Raw genomic sequence first — 17,933 nt, forward strand, 5'->3', positions numbered from 1 at the left:
ATGAGTCTGTTGGATCTGCCATTTGGCCCGCTGGAACGGGCGCTGGTCGACAGCCTGCGCCGTCTGGATGCCACTGCGCCTGATAGCGTGTTGGCCGCCGCCGCGCTTTGCTGCGAGGCGCTGGGCAAGGGTGATGTGTGCCTGCCGTTGGCGCGCCTGGCCGGGCAGCGACCCTGGCCGGAATTCGCCTTTGTCCTACCCGCCCTGGCTGAGTGGCGTAAGCAGCTGGAAGTCTCAACCCTGGTCGGTGCACCCGGCGATTTCGCCCCGCTGATTCTTGACGGTTCGCGCCTGTATCTGGCCCGCTATCAAGCCTACGAAAGCCAGCTGGCCAGCCAGCTGCTGGCTCGCGCCGGCGACCTGCCAGAGGTCGACGAAGCAGTGCTGACGGAAAGCCTGGCGCGCCTGTTCGCTTTCAACCAGCAGCAACCCGACTGGCAGCGCCTGGCCGCCGCCCAGGCGGTGCGCCGCAAGTTGGCGGTGATCTCCGGCGGCCCCGGCACCGGCAAGACCACCACAGTCGTACGCCTGCTTGCCGCCTTGCTCGAACAACCGGGCGGCGCCCAGCTGGCCATCGGCCTGGCCGCGCCGACGGGCAAGGCGGCGGCACGCATGGCCGAGGCGATCCGCAATGCCAAGGCGGCGCTGCCGGTCAGCGAGGCGATCAAGGCCGCCCTGCCGGAAGAGGCGCGCACCCTGCACCGCCTGCTAGGCAGCCGTGGCGATACGCCCAAAGTGCGTCATAATGCGGCGCGGCCGCTGGCGCTGGACGTGCTGGTGGTCGACGAAGCCTCGATGGTCGACCTGGCGTTGATGGCCAAGCTGGTCGATGCCCTGCCGCCCCATGCGCGACTGATCCTGCTCGGCGACAAGGATCAGCTCGCCGCCGTGGAAGCTGGCGCGGTATTCGCCGAACTGTGCGAGGGCCGTGGTTTCGATGCCGAGGCGGTGACCGAGCTGCAGCGCATCACCGGGCAAAGCGTGCCGGTCGAGCCGCCGCGCTCCAGGCTGGGCGACGCCGTGGTGCTGCTGACTCACAGCCACCGTTTCGCTGGCGACAGCGGCATCGGCGAGCTGGCGCGGCGGATCAATGGCGGCGATGCCGCCGGCACGCTGAATCTGCTCAGGGAACAGCGCGCCGACCTGCACTGGCAGGCGCAGCCGACCCCCGCCACCCTGCTCGAACGTCTGGACCAGGGATATCGCCCCTACCTGCAGGCCGCGCGTACCGGCGATCCGGCCCAGGCCTTCGCCGCCTTCAACGCCTTCCGCGCCCTCACCGCCCAGCGTGAAGGGCCATGGGGCGTCAGCGGCCTCAACGAGGCGCTGGAGACGCGGATCAAGCGCCGTTACAGCCTGGCCGAGCGCGAGCGCTGGTACCCCGGTCGTGCGGTGATGGTGCGGCAGAACGACTATGCGCTGGGCCTGTTCAACGGCGATATCGGCCTGTGCCTGCACGGCGAGTATGGCCTGCGCGTCTATTTTGAAGGCGAGGATGGCTACCGTGCCTTCGCCCCGGCGCGCCTGCCCAGCCACGACAGCGCCTTCGCCATGACCGTGCACAAGAGCCAGGGCTCGGAATTCAGCGAAGTGCTGTTGGCCCTGCCGGAACTGCCCAGCCCGCTGTTGACCCGCGCGCTGTTCTACACCGGCATCACCCGCGCCAAGCACAAGGTGGAAATCTGGGGCCTGCCGGCGCGTCTGAGCGAGGCGGTGAACACCAAGGCCGAGCGCGCGGCGGGATTGGCCGAGCGCCTGGGGATGCAGGAGGTGCAACCTGGTGTATCACCGGCTCAGGGACAGTTGGACTTGTTTGGCTAAGCTGGTAGTACCTTGAATACCGGGCGGGTAATCCCGCTCAGCTCGGCCTTGGTTTGCTAGGTTAAGGAAGGCGCATGCGTGGAGTTGTGCTGTGTTTGCTGCTTGCCTGTCTGTGCCGCCCGGCACTGGCATCCGCCGAAACCATGCGTTTAGTAACCGGTGACGATTACGCGCCGTTCACCGGCCAGCAGTTGTCCGGGGGTGGGTTGCTGACACAGGTGGTGCAGGCCGCGCTGGCTCAGGTCGAGGTTAAAATCGAGCTGGAGTGGCACCCCTGGAACCGCGGCATGCAAATGACCCTCAAGGCTGAATACGACGCCACCTTTCCCTATGTCTACACGGATGAGCGTGGACAGAACTATCTGTATAGCGAACCCCTGGCAGTGATCGAACAACACCTGTTCAGTCGCGCAGGCGAAGTCTACGAAGTCAGTGACCTGGCCGCGTTGACCGGTAAACGTTTGTGCTACCCCCTGGGTTGGCAATTGCCGGCTGCGATTGAGCAGATGATTGAGCAGGGCTTGCTGACGCGTCACTCCCCGATAGGGCTGCCCCAGTGTGCTCGTCTGCTGTTGCTCAACCGCGATGATGTCTTTGTTGCCGATGGCATGATCGGTGCGGGCGCGCTGAGTCAGGCAGGCGCTTCGCCTAGCCAGTTCCACCGCTCACAGAGCACCTTCCCCTCGACCAGCCTGCACCTTCTGGTGTCTCGCCAGCACCCTCGAGCCGAGAAGCTTATCGCCTTGTTCAACCGTGGCTTGGCGTCGCTGCGCACGAGCAACCAGTACGAACAATTGGTTATCAACTACCTGAACGCGCAGACCGGGCCGTGACCGGTATTTGGCCTGTCCTCGGCTTGTCTGGGCAAGCAGCCGCTCTAGCGGCATAGATCCAGTTATCCCAATAGGACGTGACTTGTCGCCAAGTGTCGACAGGTCGCTTGGCTAAACTCGCCTGCCCCGGTTGCATCTGCCCGCCCGCTCGCGAAGAATGCGCCAAGCCCTGCCGGCCGTGGCGCCGGTGCACGATGGATTGCACGCAGATCGCAAGGAGTTGTACATGTTCAGCCGCCTCGCCAATGTCTTCAAAGGCATCCTCTCCCTGTTCATCAAGGACCTGGAGCGCCAGAACCCGGAAGCCTTGCTGGAACTGGAGCAGGAGAACCTGCGCAAGCAGATCGCCAACTTCAACCAGGGCCTGGCCGCCCACGCCGGCCTGGCCGAGCGCCTGATGAGCCAGGTGCGCAAGCAGGAAGCCGAGGAGCGCGAGCTGCACGCGCGCACCACCGCGCACCTGCGTGCCGGCAACAAATCCGCCGCCGCACAGAACGCCCTGCGCCTGCAGAGCCTGGCCCGTGAGCTGGAAGAGAACCGCCGCCAGTTGGCCCAGGCCGAAGAGACCTACCAGAACCTGACCAAGGCCCGCGAAGTGGCGGTGAACGCCGCGCGCAGCAAGATCGAGGCGCTCAAGGGCGCGATCAACGACATGCGCATGAAGACCGCCATGGCCGAGATGAACGAGATGGCCGCCGGCATGGTCAGCACCATCGGCGGCTCCGGCGATACCCTCAACCGCCTGCACGAGATGGTCGAGGAAGAACGCACCAAGGCCGCCGGCCGCGCGCGCATGGCCCGCGACTCGATGGACATGAGCGAAGTGAACCTCAAGGAAGCCGAGATGGACGCTCTCGCCGACCAGGCCCTGGCCGAGTTCGCGGCCAAGGAAGGCATCGCCCTGCCTGGCGCCGAAGCCAGCGCGGCCCCCGAGGCCAATCGCAGCATGGGCGGCAATCCTCAGTCGGAAAGCCAGTAAGCCATGAGTGGGGCACAGGAAGTACCCAACAACTGGCTCGACGAACTGCGCCTGGCCTATGAAAGCGGCGCCCATGGCCAGTTCGTGCTGTACGGCAACGTTGCCGACCGCTTCCCCCTGGACGGTCGCCTGGTCAGCCTGACCCGTTACCTGGACGCCAAGCTGCTCGCCGCCTTCGACATCGTCTTTCTCTACGACCCGGGCAATGGCCTGAGCCTGTTGCGCGGCGGCGAGCGTTTCGCCGAATGGCCAGCGGCGGCGCAGATCCAGCCCTGGCCGCATGACCCGCGCGAGGCGGTGGAGCTGATCAGCCGCTACCTGCGCTACCGCGCCAATCTGCATGCCCTCGGCCGTGGCGACAGCGAGCATGTGGCGGTGATTTTGCGCGGCGCCGAGCTGGTGTTGCCTGCTAGCCTGCAGGGCGATTTCGCCACCGCCAGCCTGGCCAGCCTGGTGCGTGACTGGGCCGCCGAACCGCCGTTCTGCGACATGGCCTTCGCCAGCCTGCTGCTGGCCGACAACCTCAACGACCTGCACCCGCTGGTGGCCAACAACCCGCGTATCGACCGGGTGCAGGTGCCGCTGCCGGACGCCGCCAGCCTGCAGCAGTGCCTGGCGCAGCTGCAGGTCGATCACCCCAAGGCTTTTCCCAGCGAAGACTCCGGCGCGGTGCAAACCCTGGCTGGGGTCAGCCTCAGCGCCCTGGCCAGCCTGGTCAAGCGCCGTGCCCATCAGGGCAAGGTGCTCGGTGCGCAGGACTGGGTCGAAGCGAAAAAGGAGCTGGTCGAAGCCGACAGCGCCGGCCTGGTCGAATTCATCGAGTCCGAGCGCACCCTCGACGACTATCACGCCCAGGATGCGCTGAAGACCTGGCTGCGCCAGGACATGGCGCTGTGGCAGGCCAGTGATCTGCGCGCCTTGCCCAAGGGCTACATCTTTTGCGGCCCGGTGGGCACCGGCAAGACCTACCTGGTCGAGTGCCTGGCCGGCGAGGCCGGGGTGCCGGTGGTCAAGCTGAAGAATTTCCGCGACCGCTGGGTCGGTTCCAGTGAAGGCAACCTGGAGAAGATCTTCCGCCTGATCCGTGGTCTCGGGCGCTGCATCGTGTTCATCGACGAAGCTGACCAGACCCTCGGCAAGCGCGACGGCGGCAGCGGCGACAGCGGCCTGTCCGGGCGCATCTATTCGATGATCGCCCAGGAGATGGGCGACGCCGACAACCGCGGCAAGGTGATCTGGATTCTTGCCTCCTCGCGTCCGGACCTGATCGAGGTCGATCTCAAGCGCCCCGGCCGGGTCGACGTGAAGATCCCGCTGCTGCCGAGCACCACCGTCGAGGAAAGCGCGGCGCTGCTCAAGGCGCTGCTCAAGCGCTTCGACCTCAAGCTGGAGCTGGCCGAACTGGTCAAGCTCGACCTGCCGCTGCTGCTTACCCCCGGCGCCGCCGAGGCACTGGTGGTGAAGGTCTACCGCCAGGTGCGCACCAGCAAGCTGTCAGCCCTGGCTGCGCTCAAGCAGTGCCTGCAGGGCTACCAGCCGCCGGTCGCCGAGCAGGTGCTGCGCCAGCAGATGATCCTGGCCATCCGCGAGGCCACCGACGTGGCTTTCGTGCCCGAGCCCTTGCGCCATCTTGCCCAGGAGAGCGTCAGTCCATGAGTGTCGGGCGTTATCTGTGGTCTGCCTTCAATGCCCGCCCGCTGGGCATGCCGCTGCCGCCGAACTGGCTGGCGCTGGCTGCCGTCGGCCTGCTCGGCGCGTTCATCAGCCCCGGCTTCTGGGTGCTTGGCGCCGGCCTGGAGCTGGCCTACCTGGGCCTGCTGGCCAGCAGCAAGCGCTTTCGCAACGCGGTGGATGCCGGCGAAGTACGGGTCGATCCGGCCGAGCAGCGCTACGAAAACACCCTGGCCCTGCTTGGCGACAGCCAGCGCCAGCGCCAGCAGCGCATCGAAGGCCGCGCCCGCGAGGTGCTGCAACTGCTTTCCCGTTCGCCGCTGATGGCTTCGCATGCCGACAGCCTGGAGCAGCTGGTATGGCTCAACCTGCGCCTGCTGGTGGCCGGGCAGGCGCTCAGCGTGGTGGTCGACACTGCCGCCGCTGACAGCGCCGAACTGCAGCGCCAGGAAGAGCAGATCGACCAGCGCCTGGCCGCCAGCGATCTGGGTGACGAGCTACGGCGCAGTCTGGAGCAGCAGAAACAGGTGATCGACGCGCGCCAAGCCGCGCATGCCGAAGGGTTGCGGCGCAAGGAGCATGTGGACGCCGAGCTGGCGCGCATCGACCAGCAGATCGCCCTGATCCGCGAGCAGACCCTGCTGGCCACCGACGAGGAGCAGATCGGCACGGCGCTGAACGCCCTGACCTCCTCGTTCAACGAGGCCAGCCGCTGGCTCAACGACCAGCGCGACCTGCTCGGCGTGCTCGAACTCAACGAACAACAGAGCCTGCCGCGCTATGTGCTGCAGGAGGGTGGCAAGCCAGCCGCCAGGGAAGCCGTCAAACACTGAATAGGCTGGACATTGCCTGCCCGATACACGGCTTTGAATGGGTAGGCGCGCTTTTTGCCCCCTCTCCCGTTTACGAGAGAGGGTTGGGGAGATGGTTAGTGGGTTCACGCCCTCTCCCCCAGCCCCTCTCCCACAAGTGTGAGAGGGGAGTTTTCGAAGCCCGAGACCAGTTCTGAGCTCCACCGCGAAGATTTGCACACTGAATGGCGGGCCTTGAGCTCGCAACTGACAGGGAGACGCGTCATGTATTTAACCTCGTTCCGCCAGCGCCAACGCGGCAATGCCGCCGGCAAGCTGCTGACCATCGTGCTGGTGCTTGGCCTGCTCGGCCTCGGCGGCTGGCTGGTCAGCAAGGACATGCTCAAGCAGGGCGGCGACAGCCCGCTGAGCAGCCTGCCGAGCAGTCTCGGTGGCGGCGTGGCAGTGCCCGAGCCGGCCGAACCGGTGATCGGCACGCCGGTGCTGCAGTCGGCCGCGCCCTATGAGATGAAGAACAACATCATCGACATCGATATGAGCGAGTACGCCGGCTATGGCGGCCTGATCGTCGCCAACGGTGGCCTGGCGCCCAACCCGGAGTCGATCTTCGCCAAGCAGTACGGCTTCCAGGTACGCCTGAACAAGGGCGAGAGCGAGGAATGGTCGGCGCTGAACAACGGCCAGATGGCCGCCGTGGCGACCACTGCCGATGTGCTGGCCGTGCTCGGCCGCCAGTTCGAGGTCACGGTGCCGGCGCAAATCGCCTTCTCCCGCGGCGCCGACCAGGTGGTGGTGGACAGCGATATCGCCAGCATCAACCAGCTCAAGGGCAAGGTGCTCGGCGCCAGCCAGTTCAACGAGAGTGAGTTCTTCATTCGCTACCTGGCCTCCGAGGCCGGTGTGCCGGTCAAGGTGCTGCGCGATCTGGAAAGCCGCCCGGCACCCAACGAACTGGGCCTGGTGTTCTACGAGGATGCCTTCATCGCTTGCGATGCCTACGCCGCCGAGCTGAGCGGCAATGGCCGGCTGAACGGCTGCGTCGGCTGGTCGCCGCGTACCGACGAAGTAGTCGCCGAGTCTGCGGGTGCGGCGAAGATGCTGGTGTCCAACCGCAACCTGCTGGTGGTCGCCGACATCCTGGTGGTCAACAAGGGCTTTGCCACGGCCCATCCAGACAAGGTCAAGGGCCTGGTCCACGGCCTGCTGGAAGGCAACCGCCTACTGCGTGACGACCCGCAGACCCATGCTGGCGTGGTCGCCCAGGCGTTCGGCTGGACCCAGCAGGAAACCCTCGACGAGCTGAGCAAGGTGCACCTGAGCAACCTGCCGGAGAACCTCGCCTTCTTCGACGGCAGCATCGACTCGGCCGGCTCTTTCCAGGGCATCTTCCAGTCCTCGGTGCTGGCCTACGGCGCGTTGATCAAGAACCCGGCCGACCCGGCGCGTTTTGCCAATGTGCAGCACCTCAAGGCGCTGGATGCCGGTGGTCAGTTCAAGGGCCAGAGCATCTCCATCGCGCCGATCCGCACCAGCGGCAAGGTGGCCCTGGAAGGCGACGCGCTGCTGAGCAAGGACATCCGCTTCTTCTTCGAAGCCAACTCGGCCGCGCTGGACAAGCAGGCCAAGGCCAACCAGGACTACCTGGACACTATCAAGAAGTTCCTCCAGGTCAGCCCCGGCTCCATCGTTTTGCTGCGCGGCCACGTGGACAACGCCATGGTCGCCGACTTCGAGCGCCAGGGCGGTCCGGCGCTGGTCAAGAGCATGGCACTGAAGGCCATGGAGCTGTCGCGCCAGCGCACCCTGGCGGTCAAGGAAGCCCTGCTGGCCCGCCACCCCGGTATCGCCGACGACCGCATCGAACTGGTAGGCCGCGGCTGGGAAGAACCGATCGGCCAGGACAGCGAGCAGAACCGCCGCGTCGAGGTGCAGTGGTTCACCCTGGAGTGACGGGCTGAGGCGGTGCCTGGCCTGCAGCCAGCGCCGCACGAATAGAGAAAAAACACCGGCGCATTGCCGGTGTTTTTCATTGTGCTGGATACGACGAGCAGGCCGCTGTTGCCTGCTGGTCCGCGCGAAGAAGCGGCTGCAGTTGGCCCTGCCGAAGCAGACGCGGGGATTGCGCGGCGCGCGGCTTAGGCCTAGGATGCGCGCCTTCTTCCCTCAACCGACAGCAAAGGAGGCACATCATGCAGCAGCTGATCACCCTTTGCAGGTCGCGTCTGGTCTGATTCTATCCGCCGCTTTCGCTGCGGCGCGCTTCACCCGGCCCGGTCCTGCCACTCCCAACATTTTCGTTTCCACCCATAGGGATTGGACCATGGGCAATTGCATCCGTAATCTGTCTGACGGCGTCGTATTGATCGCCGCGGACGACACCTGGATTGAAGGAAAAGCGATCCAACAACTCGAAACCACCGCTCGCCTGCCGGGCATGCAACGGGTGGCCGGCATGCCGGACCTGCACCCGGGGCGCGGCTATCCGGTCGGTGCGGCGTTCTTTTCCATCGGCCGTCTGTACCCGGCGCTGGTCGGCAACGACATCGGCTGCGGCATGGCGCTGTGGCGTACCGACATACCGACGGCCAAGCTGCACCTGGACAAGCTGGAGAAGCGCCTGGGCAGCCTCGATGCGCCGCTCGACGAGGACTGGGCCGAGGCGATTGCCGCCTTCGGCCTGCCAGCCTGCGGTCACGAGCGCTCGCTGGGCACCATCGGCGGCGGCAACCACTTCGCCGAGCTGCAGCAGCTCGACCTGAGCTATGACGATGCCGCGCTGGAGCGGCTTGGCATCGCCCGCAACCGCCTGCTTCTGCTGGTGCATAGTGGCTCGCGCGGGCTGGGCGAGGCGATCCTGCGCGAGCAGGTCGACCTGTTTGGCCATGCCGGGCTGGAGGCTGGCAGCGAGGCCTGCACACATTATCTCGCGCGCCACGACGGCGCCCTGCGTTTTGCCGAGGCCAACCGCCAGCTGATCGCCCGACGCATGCTGGAGCGCCTGCGTGCCGACGGCGAGCCGGTGCTGGACGTCAACCACAACCTGGTGTCGCCGGCGCGCATCGACGGTCGCGATGGCTGGCTGCACCGCAAGGGCGCCACGCCATCGGACCAGGGGGTGATGGTGATCCCTGGTTCGCGCGGCGACTTCAGCTACTTGGTCGAGCCGCTTGCCGACGAGCGCAACCTGCTGTCCCTGGCCCACGGGGCCGGGCGCAAATGGATGCGCAGCGAGTGCAAGGATCGCCTGGCGTCGCGCTACAGCGTCGAGCAGCTGGCTCGCACGGCGCTGGGCAGCAGGGTGATCTGCGCCGACCGGGCGTTGATCTACGAGGAGGCGCCGGAGGCCTACAAGGCTATCGATTCGGTGGTCGGCGCCCTGCGTGAAGCTGGGCTGGTGCGGGTACTGGCACGGCTGAAGCCGGTGCTGACCTACAAGACGCGAGGAGGGTGCTGCTGATGATCCTCCTGCAATTGTCGGCGGGCCAGGGCCCCGAGGAATGTGCACTGGCGGTGGCCAAGGCGTTGCGTCGGCTGCTGGCGGAAGCCGAGGCGGTGCGGGTCGAGGTACGTGTGCTGGAAGAGGAAGCCGGGGTGTCGCGAGGCACCTTGCGCTCCGTGCTTGTGGCGCTGCAGGGTGAGGGCGCCGAGGTGCTGGCCGAGGCCTGGAGCGGTTCGCTGCTGTGGATCTGTGCCAGCAGTTACCGGCCGAGCCACGGGCGCAAGAACTGGTTCTTCGGCGGGGCGCGCTTTGCCGCGCCGTCGGCCAGCCTGGAGAGCGAGGTCCGCTTCGAGACGCTGCGCTCGTCCGGCCCGGGGGGCCAGCACGTCAACACCACCGATTCGGCGGTGCGTGCCACGCACCTGGCCAGCGGCATCAGCGTTAAGGTGCAGAGCGAGCGCAGCCAGCATGCCAACAAGCGTCTGGCCCTGCTGCTGATTGCCCTGCGCCTGGCCGAATGTGCCGAGGAGGCCAACGAGCAGCTGCGTGCCGAGCGACGTTTGCTCCACCATCGGCTAGAGCGTGGCAACCCGCGGCGTACCTTCCGCGGTGAGCGCTTCGCCGAATCAGCGCAATAAAAAACGGGGCCGTATGGCCCCGTTTTCTTTGCGCAATCCCGGCTTACTCGCCCGGAATATCCTTGCGCAGCTTGACCGGGTCTTCCTTGCGTCCGCGTGCGGTGCGCATGCGGATATTGAGCGCTTCCACGCCCAGGGAGAAGGCCATGGCGAAGTACACATAGCCTTTCGGCACGTGGATTTCGAAGGCTTCAGCGATCAGCACGGTGCCGACCACGGTGAGGAACGCCAAGGCCAGCATCTTCAGCGACGGGTGCTTGTCGATGAAGTCGCTGATGGTGCCAGCGGCCAGCATCATCACCAGCACGGCGACGATGATCGCGGCGACCATTACCGGTACATGGTCGACCATACCGACAGCGGTGATCACCGAGTCGAGGCTGAAGACGATATCGATGATGGCGATCTGGATGATGGTGCCGATGAAGTTGCGCGCGGCGGTATTGCCCGGCGTCTGCTCGGTTTCATCCTCGCCTTCCAGGCTGTGATACATCTCGGTACTGCTCTTCCACAGGAGGAACAGGCCGCCGAAGAACAGGATCAGGTCGCGTCCGGAGATGCCCTGGCCGAACAGTTCGAACAGGTCGCTGGTCAGGCGCATGATCCAGGTGATCGACAGCAGCAGGGCGATGCGGGTGATCATCGCCAGGGCCAGGCCGAACAGGCGGGTGCGCGCCTGCATGTGCGGCGGCATGCGGCCGACCAGGATGGCGATCATGATGATGTTGTCGATGCCGAGGACGATCTCCAGGGCAGTCAGGGTGAGGAAAGCAACCCAGATTTCCGGGCTGGTTAACCATTCCATATCAGTTCCTTGCTATTTAACGAGTCGGGCGGCGTTATCGCCGGCTAGGCGGCGCGATTCTAGCTGGCTTTAGGGGAAATTTCCGGCTGTGTTGGCATTCATCCGCTGAACAGCGGGAATACCCCCAGCAGCAGGGCGGCCAGGAGGATGGCCAGGCAGATCAGCACCGCCCACTTGAGGGTGAAACGCTGGTGGTCGCCGAATTCTATCTTCACCAAACCCACGAGTAAGTAGGTGGAGGGCACCAGCGGGCTGAGCAGGTGCACCGGCTGGCCGACGATCGAGGCGCGGGCCATTTCCACCGGGCTGATGCCGTAATGGCTGGCCGCCTCGGCAAGAACCGGTAACACCCCGTAATAAAAAGCGTCGTTGGACATGAAGAAGGTGAACGGCATGCTCACCAGCGCAGTGATCACCGCCAGGTACGGCCCCATCGACGGCGGGATGACGTCGAGCAGGCTCTTCGACATGGCCTCGACCATGCCGGTACCGGACAGGATGCCGGTGAAGATGCCGGCGGCGAAGATCAGCCCGACCACCGCCAGGACATTGCCGGCGTGAGCGGCGATGCGCTCCTTCTGCTGCTGCAGGCAGGGATAGTTGATGATCATGGCGATGCTGAAGGCGATCATGAACAGCACCGGCAGCGGCAGCAGGCCGGCGATCAGGGTGGCCATCAGGGTCGCGGTCAGCGCGCCGTTGATCCACAGCAGCTTGGGCCGGCGCGCCTCGGGGTACTGCGACACGCTGATCTCGGCGTGCTGCGTGGCATCGTCCGGCAGGTGCAGCACGCCGAGTCGCGCACGCTCGCGCTTGCCGTAGACCCAGGCGACACCGAACAGGGCGAGGCAGCCAACCAGCATGGCCGGGATCATCGGCACGAAGATGTCTGACGGATCGACCTGCAGGGCACTGGCAGCGCGGGCGGTGGGCCCGCCCCAGGGGGTCATGTTCATGATCCCGCCGGCGAGGATGATCAGCCCGGCCATGATCAGCGGGCTCATGCCCAGGCGGCTGTACAGCGGCAGCATGGCGGCCACGCAGATCATGTAGGTGGTGGCGCCATCGCCGTCGAGGGAGACGATCAGCGCCAGGGCGGCGGTACCCATGGACACCTTGAGCGGGTCGCCCTTGACCAGGCGCAGGATGGCGCGCACGGCCGGGTCGAACAGGCCGGAGTCGATCATCAGGGCGAAGTAGAGGATGGCGAACATCAGCATCACCCCGGTCGGGGCGAGCTTGCCGATGCCTTCGAGCATCATCGGGCCGATGCCGCTGGCGAAGCCGCCGATCAGGGCGAAGGCGATGGGGATGATGATCAGGGCGATCAGGGCGGACAGGCGCTTGCTCATGATCAGGTACATGAAGGTCATGACCATGGCGAAGCCGAGAATAGTCAGCATGGGAGTATCTCCGGTCGGGGGCTGGGCGAGTGGCGCTGGGATCAGCGCGCGGCGTGCGGCGAGCGGAGGGCAGGCGTGGAGCGGCCAGAGTGGCGGCAGGAACGAGGCATGGCAATCACCCATCTTGTTGTTGTCGGGGTTGGCCGGCTGCTGCGTGTAGACGCGCAGCCGGACGAACCGGTCTGTGCCGGTAGTGGGGCGATGCTAAGGGGCTAAGCTTTCAGCGGGCTTTCGCTAGCGTACCGTTCAGCGCAGCAGGGCCAGCACGACGAACAGGCTGAGCCCGGACAACAGGGTTTGCAGGGTGATTAGCCCCGCCATCAGTTGGCTGTCGCCACCCAGCTGGCGGGTCAGCACATAGGCGGTGGGTGCCGTGGGCAGGGCGAAGAACAGCACCAGTACCGTGCTTTCCAGTGCAGGCAACTGCAGCAGACGCGCTACAGCCAGGGCCAGCAGAGGCATGCCGAGCAGGCGCAGGCCGCAGTTGCAGAGCAGGGCGGTTTTTTCTCCGGCCAGTTCCTGTGGGCGCAGGGCGGCACCGACGCAGAGCAGGCCCAGCGGCAGGCTGGCTGCGGCCAGCAAGCCGAGCAGACGATCGCTGCCACCGGGCAGGCCGATGCCGGCCAGGTTGACCAGTATCCCGGCGAGGCAGGCAAGGATCAGCGGGTTTTTCACTATCGGCCAGAGCAGGCTGCGCACGCTGACGCCTTGTTCGGCGGTGAGCGACCAGACTGACAGCACGTTTACCGCCGGCACCATCAGCGCCAGCAGCAGCGCCGCCAGCACCAGACCGGTCTGGCCGTGCAGGCTGCCGACCACGGCCAGGCCGAGGTAGGTGTTGAAGCGCAGGATGCCCTGGCTGAAAGCACCGAAGCGTGCCGCCGGCCAGCCGCGCAGGCGGCGCACCAGCAACAGGCCCAGCCAGGCGCCGCCGAGAGCGAGCAGCACGGCCAGGGCCAGGCGTGGCAGCGCCGGATTGTCCAGCGGCGCAGTGGCCAGGCTGCTGAACAGCAGGGCCGGGAACAGGATGAAGTAGTTGAGGCGCTCGGCGGCCGGCCAGAAGGCCTCACCTGGGAAGTTCCAGCGGCGCAGGGCGAGACCGCCGAGGATCAGGGCAAAGAGGGGCCAGAGGCTGTAAATGAGGATGGTCACGGGGGTTTCCGCTTCGTTCGAGCCATCATCTTGGGCAAAAGCCGGCGCTCAGGCTAGGGTCTGTGAAAAACTTCCGGAGAGTACCCGTGACCGATACCTACTGCGGCGGCTGCCATTGCGGCCACCTGCGCTACACCTTCGAGGCGCCACTGCAGGATATCGCGCACTGCCACTGCTCGATCTGCCGGCGCACCAGCGGTGGCATCGTCACTACCTGGCTGACGGTGCCGGCACAGAGCTTTCGCTGGCGCAGCGGTGAGCCGGCGGTTTACGCCTCTTCGCCCAGCTGCACACGCTATTTCTGTGGCCACTGCGGCTGCCACCTGACGCTGTTCACCACGCTGAGCCCGGATAGCCTGGATATCACCGTGGCCAGCCTGGATCACCCGGAGCTGGCCCCGGCCGAGCGGCATATCTGGGTGAAGAGTCGGCTGCCTTGGCTGCAGCTGGATCCGCAGTTGCCACAAGAAGACGAGGAGTTCATCCCCTGACGATCAGGGCAGCAGCAGCCCGCCGCCAGCCTTGTGCAGGTTGCGCAGGTGCGTGCCGAGCTGCTTGAGGTTGGCCTCGCCGGCCTCCAGTTCGGACAGGCGCTGCGGTTCGAGCAGGCGCCGCACTTCGCGGTCGAGGTCGTCGCTGAGCTGGCGCAGGGCCTGCTGGCGTGTCGTACTCTCCTGCTCCAGGCGTTGCCATTCGCTGCGTTGCGGTAGGCCGTAGCCGGCGTCGAGCAGTTCCGCCGGGCGGCTGAGGAAGCCGCTGTTGGCGAGGATCTGTCGCAGCGTGTTGTCGGCCTCGCCGAAACCGGGCTGGTGTTGCTCGCGGGCCTTGAGGTAGCGCTGCTTGAGGTCTTCCTGGGCCAGCAGCAGCTGGCGGCGCAAGGCGGCCTGTTCGAGCAGCAACAGGGCCGCGCTGGTGCGCAGGTCGGCGCGGGCGAACCAGTGGCGACGTTGCTCGGCCGGCAGCTGCAGCCAGTCTTCGACCTGCTCCTGCGGCACCGGCAGCTGGGCGCGTAGCACGGCGAACATGGCCTGGTAGCGGTCGCGGAAGGAATCGAAACGGTAGCCCAGGCGCAGCGCCTCGCGCGGGTCGGCCAGCACGCTGCGGTCGGCCAGACCGCGGCCTTCGAGGATATCCAGCAGGCCGTTGGGCATGATGCTGTCGAGGGCCTGTAGCTCATCGTGGCCGGTGCCGCTACGCAGCAGCTTGAGGGTTTCCACCGCGCAGTTGTTGGATAGGAACCAGTAGTCGCCGTCGTAGCTCCAGTGCAGCTCGGCGGCGCGTTCGACCAGCTGCTCCAGCTCGCTGCGTTGCAGCTTGAGGGGCACCGAGACCAGGCCGCGCAGCTCGACCTTGGTGTATTCCTCGATCACCTGGGCCAGCGGCAGGACGAACAGGCGCGAAGGGTAGGCTCCGGTCAGGCCGTCCCAGCTGGACAGCTGCACATCGCCGACGAAGGCGCGGTAGGACAGCACCAAGTGCTCCTGCAGATCCAGGCGGCAATCCGGACCACGCGGCCGTCCCGGCGCGCAGATCACCAGGCGCAGCATGCTGTGGCCCCAGCGGCTGGCCCACTGCTGGTTGGGCTCGGCGAGCAGGTAGTCGACCTGGTAGACCCGTTCGGGGTCGAGCTGGCCGAGAGGCTGGCGGGCGAAGTCGCGGCCGGCGTTGAGGTAGGCATAGCCATCGGCGCAGGCCTGCTGCTTGGCCGGCGTCCAGGCGAAATGCGTGGCGAAGTAGCGCTGCAGGGCCGGCCGGCGGCAGGCGTAGCTCGGGTCGAGGAGGAAGTACTCGAGATTCACCGCGACAAACTCGCGCGGATTGCTCAGCTCGTACAGGTCGGGGCTGCGGCTGTTCTGGCCGTTGTCCTGCTCGCGCCTGCCGCGTTTGCCAACCGCCTGTTGCCAGCCGGCCAGGTCGAGCAGGCGCGGGTCGTCGCTGAGGGTGAAGCGCCGTGCATCCTGGCCGCGGCATTCATCCGCCAGGCCGACCCTGCCATTGCTGGCGACGCGGCCCTGGCAGCGTTGCAGCAGGTGCTGTTCGGCAGCGGACCACAGGCGGGCACGGTCATACAGGTGGGTCAGCTCGTGGACTATGGTGGCGAGCACTTCGCGGCGCAGGGTGCCGTGGGGGCGGCCACTCGGTGCGTCGGCCTGCTGTGGGTCGAGCAGGTGTGGCAGCAGGTTGGTATTGAGGCTCAGGGCATCGAGACGGGTGATGCGCCCGTAGGCGTTGGCCGGCAGGTCATCCTGCCAGCCCACCCGTACCTGCCGATCCAGGCGCTGGATAAAGCTGGGCGGCAGTGTGGCTAGGGCCTCGTCGATCAGCTGCTGGCTGAGCTGGCGTTCGGCGGCGCTGAGTCCTTCACTGTCCAGGCTAAGGCGCAGTTCGGCCTGGACCGCCGTGGTGGTTGCCAGCAGCACGGCCAGCAGCCAGCGCACGACGGGTGTCCTCACAGGGCGAGGATGGCTTCGGCGAGTTCCTGGTCGGAGGCGCCGCGGGCTTCCGGCAGACGTTCACGCAGGGTGGCGAAGGCGGCCTCCAGCTCTGCACCGCGGATGTCACCGGCGCTGGCGACGAAGCTGGCGGCATCATCGCGGGCGGCGCGCACGACTTTCATATCGCGGATCGAGGTGGTGGTGTCAGAGGTGAAGTCGAAGCTGCGGTCCAGCGCACGGATGATGATGTTGCTGGTGGCCACCAGAGTTTGCGCCTGGACGCTGACGGCGCCAAGGCAGAGGGTGGCAGCGAGAAGGGTGGGCAACAGGTTACGCATGACAACTCCAGATAAGCAGGGAACCTGCCTATTGGACGAAAATAGCCTGCGCCAGTTCAAGTCCGATGACCTGCGGCCGCGACGGCGTTCACGCAGGCCACCGCCAATCTTGTGAGCGCGGCTTTAGCCACGCTGGGCTAAAGCTGCACGGCATTGCGGATAAATCCGCTCTCACAGAGGCGTGTCCGACTTAAGTCGGTGCGCGCAGCCTTCAGAGTACGAGAATGGCCTGGGCCAGTTGCAGATCATCGGCCTGCAGCTGGGGTGCCTGCTGGCGAATGTGCTGCAGGGCGGCCTCCAGGCGAGCGCCACGAATCTCCCCCTGGCTGGCGACGAAGCTGGCGGCATCGTCACGCGCGGCCAACACGATCTTGTCGTCACCGAAGGATGAGGAGATATCGGAGGTGGTATCGGTAGTGCCGACTGTGGCGCTGCCGAGGGTGTCGGTGGTGACTACGAAGCTGGTGGCGGAAGCTGCGCATGACGCAGTCAGCAGCACGGCGATCGAGGTTAAGCGCAGGTAGTGCATCGTGTGTTCCTTATACGAATTCAAATGAAGTTGAACCTATAGAGTCTCTGACTTGCGCGTGGTTCATATTTTGCGCAGCAAGGTCGCGGCGACGAGGCCGAGGTTACCCAGGAGCGTCTGCCGGTACACCCCCGCCCGCAGCATAGTCTGCACCCGCAACGGCAGGCGTGCCGTACGTGCTTTGGAGAACCGGTCGAGGACAACCCTATTGGCCTGGGTCAGCAACCCGACCTGTGGCGCCAGGGCGTTCAGGTTGACATCGTTCCACTGGTTGAAATCCCCTAACAACATACGGCGGATGCGGAAAATCCGGTCGGATATGCCCGAATTGGCTCCGATCAGGTTGCTGCCATGCTGACGGTAGTCGATGGTCGGCTTGGGGTCGTAGTGGACATGACCGCCATGCCCTGTGGCCAGGATGTAGAACCACCAATCGTGTGAGATCACCTGCACGTTGCCTGCTTGAGCAAGTAGGTCGCGTGCGGGGCGATTGAAAACCATGGTGTTACCGCCAGCGAGACTCTGTACCAGTGCATTACGGAAGGACGGCGGCTTGTCGAAGAGCGGGGATAACCCCTGGGGATGCCCCGTGGCGTCGACCAGGCGTGTCCGCGAGCAGTAGAGCGCTGCACTGCCGAGCGGCTGCTGTTCGAGCCAGGTAAGGGCGCGCTCCAGTTTGTCTGGATGCCAAAGGTCATCCTGGTCGCAGAATGCAAAGAACGATGCATGGATCGACGTATCCGTCGCCATGGACAGGAAGTTCGCGGCAAAGCCTCTCCCCGGGCCTTTGACGATCCGTAGTCGATCATCCCCGAAGCGACGGCGATAGTGTTCGAGAATGCTCAGGGTACTGTCTTGGGAGCCGTCGTCGGAGGCCACGATTACCCAATCCTGGTGAGTCTGGGCTGCTATCGAATCGAGCTGTTCGGCCAGGTACTTCTCCCCGTTGAATGTCGAGAGAAGAATCGCCACCGTTGATTTGGCTGCCACTTCCTCCTCATCGGATGAGCGGCTGTGTCTGGCTTGCAAGAGTTCATCCGGCACAGTACGGGCCTCCCTCATTCGTCATCCCGACAGC

16 protein-coding genes are annotated in these 17,933 nt (G+C 65.7%); 9 read left to right on the top strand and 7 right to left on the bottom strand.

The genetic code is table 11. From position 1 onward, the window contains the following. From recD to prfH, 8 genes are all read left to right on the top strand, one after another. The gene (recD, locus tag H3H45_RS05435; RefSeq protein WP_182832693.1) at positions 1–1,821 is read left to right on the top strand and encodes an exodeoxyribonuclease V subunit alpha; all 1,821 of its coding nucleotides are present in this window, start codon (positions 1–3) and stop codon (positions 1,819–1,821) included. Positions 1,822–1,895: 74 nt separating this feature from the next. Beyond that, complete coding sequence (locus H3H45_RS05440) at positions 1,896–2,654, top strand: substrate-binding periplasmic protein (protein WP_182832694.1); 759 nt, start codon at positions 1,896–1,898, stop codon at positions 2,652–2,654. Between the two features lie 226 nt (positions 2,655–2,880). After that, positions 2,881–3,633 (top strand): PspA/IM30 family protein, encoded by a 753-nt coding sequence (locus tag H3H45_RS05445; protein ID WP_182832695.1) that lies wholly within the window; start codon positions 2,881–2,883, stop codon positions 3,631–3,633. 3 nt (positions 3,634–3,636) lie between these two features. Then, positions 3,637–5,289, top strand: coding sequence for an AAA family ATPase (locus H3H45_RS05450; RefSeq protein WP_182832696.1), 1,653 nt, complete (start codon positions 3,637–3,639; stop codon positions 5,287–5,289). Then, positions 5,286–6,137 carry a hypothetical protein gene (locus H3H45_RS05455; protein ID WP_182832697.1) on the top strand — a complete coding sequence of 284 codons (852 nt, stop codon included), beginning with the start codon at positions 5,286–5,288 and terminating at the stop codon, positions 6,135–6,137. Before H3H45_RS05450 ends, H3H45_RS05455 begins: the two co-directional genes overlap by 4 nt. A gap of 243 nt (positions 6,138–6,380) precedes the next feature. After that, the gene (locus H3H45_RS05460; RefSeq protein WP_182832698.1) at positions 6,381–8,066 is read left to right on the top strand and encodes a phosphate ABC transporter substrate-binding/OmpA family protein; all 1,686 of its coding nucleotides are present in this window, start codon (positions 6,381–6,383) and stop codon (positions 8,064–8,066) included. Positions 8,067–8,436: 370 nt separating this feature from the next. Then, positions 8,437–9,573, top strand: coding sequence for an RNA ligase RtcB family protein (locus H3H45_RS05465; protein WP_182832699.1), 1,137 nt, complete (start codon positions 8,437–8,439; stop codon positions 9,571–9,573). Next, positions 9,573–10,193, top strand: a complete 621-nt coding sequence (gene prfH / locus H3H45_RS05470) for a peptide chain release factor H (RefSeq protein ID WP_182832700.1) — start codon at positions 9,573–9,575, stop codon at positions 10,191–10,193. Before H3H45_RS05465 ends, prfH begins: the two co-directional genes overlap by 1 nt. A 43-nt stretch (positions 10,194–10,236) precedes the next feature. Here prfH and H3H45_RS05475 read toward each other — a convergent pair whose 3' ends face one another. The 3 genes from H3H45_RS05475 to H3H45_RS05485 form a co-directional block, all read right to left on the bottom strand. Continuing rightward, positions 10,237–10,998: a TerC family protein gene (locus H3H45_RS05475; RefSeq protein ID WP_182832701.1), complete on the bottom strand. Its 762-nt coding sequence runs from the start codon at positions 10,996–10,998 to the stop codon at positions 10,237–10,239. A 98-nt stretch (positions 10,999–11,096) separates the two neighbouring features. Beyond that, a complete protein-coding gene (locus H3H45_RS05480; RefSeq protein WP_182832702.1) occupies positions 11,097–12,401 on the bottom strand; it encodes a CitMHS family transporter in 1,305 nt (434 codons plus the stop codon). Positions 12,402–12,647: 246 nt separating this feature from the next. Beyond that, entirely contained in the window at positions 12,648–13,553 is a 906-nt protein-coding gene (locus tag H3H45_RS05485) for an AEC family transporter (protein WP_182832703.1), read from the bottom strand. Between the two features lie 86 nt (positions 13,554–13,639). Here H3H45_RS05485 and H3H45_RS05490 point away from each other — a divergent pair, with 86 nt between their 5' ends. Continuing rightward, a complete protein-coding gene (locus H3H45_RS05490) occupies positions 13,640–14,044 on the top strand; it encodes a GFA family protein (RefSeq protein ID WP_182832704.1) in 405 nt (134 codons plus the stop codon). Between the two features lie 3 nt (positions 14,045–14,047). On the opposite strand, the gene H3H45_RS05495 is transcribed toward H3H45_RS05490, so the two are convergent. From H3H45_RS05495 to H3H45_RS05510, 4 genes are all read right to left on the bottom strand, one after another. Continuing rightward, positions 14,048–15,991 (bottom strand): DUF7844 domain-containing protein, encoded by a 1,944-nt coding sequence (locus H3H45_RS05495; protein WP_328822250.1) that lies wholly within the window; start codon positions 15,989–15,991, stop codon positions 14,048–14,050. 11 nt (positions 15,992–16,002) lie between these two features. Continuing rightward, positions 16,003–16,326, bottom strand: coding sequence for a DUF2388 domain-containing protein (locus H3H45_RS05500; protein ID WP_182832705.1), 324 nt, complete (start codon positions 16,324–16,326; stop codon positions 16,003–16,005). A 211-nt stretch (positions 16,327–16,537) separates the two neighbouring features. Then, the gene (locus H3H45_RS05505; protein WP_182832706.1) at positions 16,538–16,855 is read right to left on the bottom strand and encodes a DUF2388 domain-containing protein; all 318 of its coding nucleotides are present in this window, start codon (positions 16,853–16,855) and stop codon (positions 16,538–16,540) included. 63 nt (positions 16,856–16,918) lie between these two features. After that, positions 16,919–17,899 carry a glycosyltransferase family 2 protein gene (locus H3H45_RS05510; RefSeq protein ID WP_328822251.1) on the bottom strand — a complete coding sequence of 327 codons (981 nt, stop codon included), beginning with the start codon at positions 17,897–17,899 and terminating at the stop codon, positions 16,919–16,921. Between the last annotated feature and the right edge of the window lie 34 nt (positions 17,900–17,933).

Source organism: Aquipseudomonas guryensis, assembly GCF_014164785.1.
Taxonomy (GTDB): Bacteria; Pseudomonadota; Gammaproteobacteria; order Pseudomonadales; family Pseudomonadaceae; genus Aquipseudomonas; species Aquipseudomonas guryensis.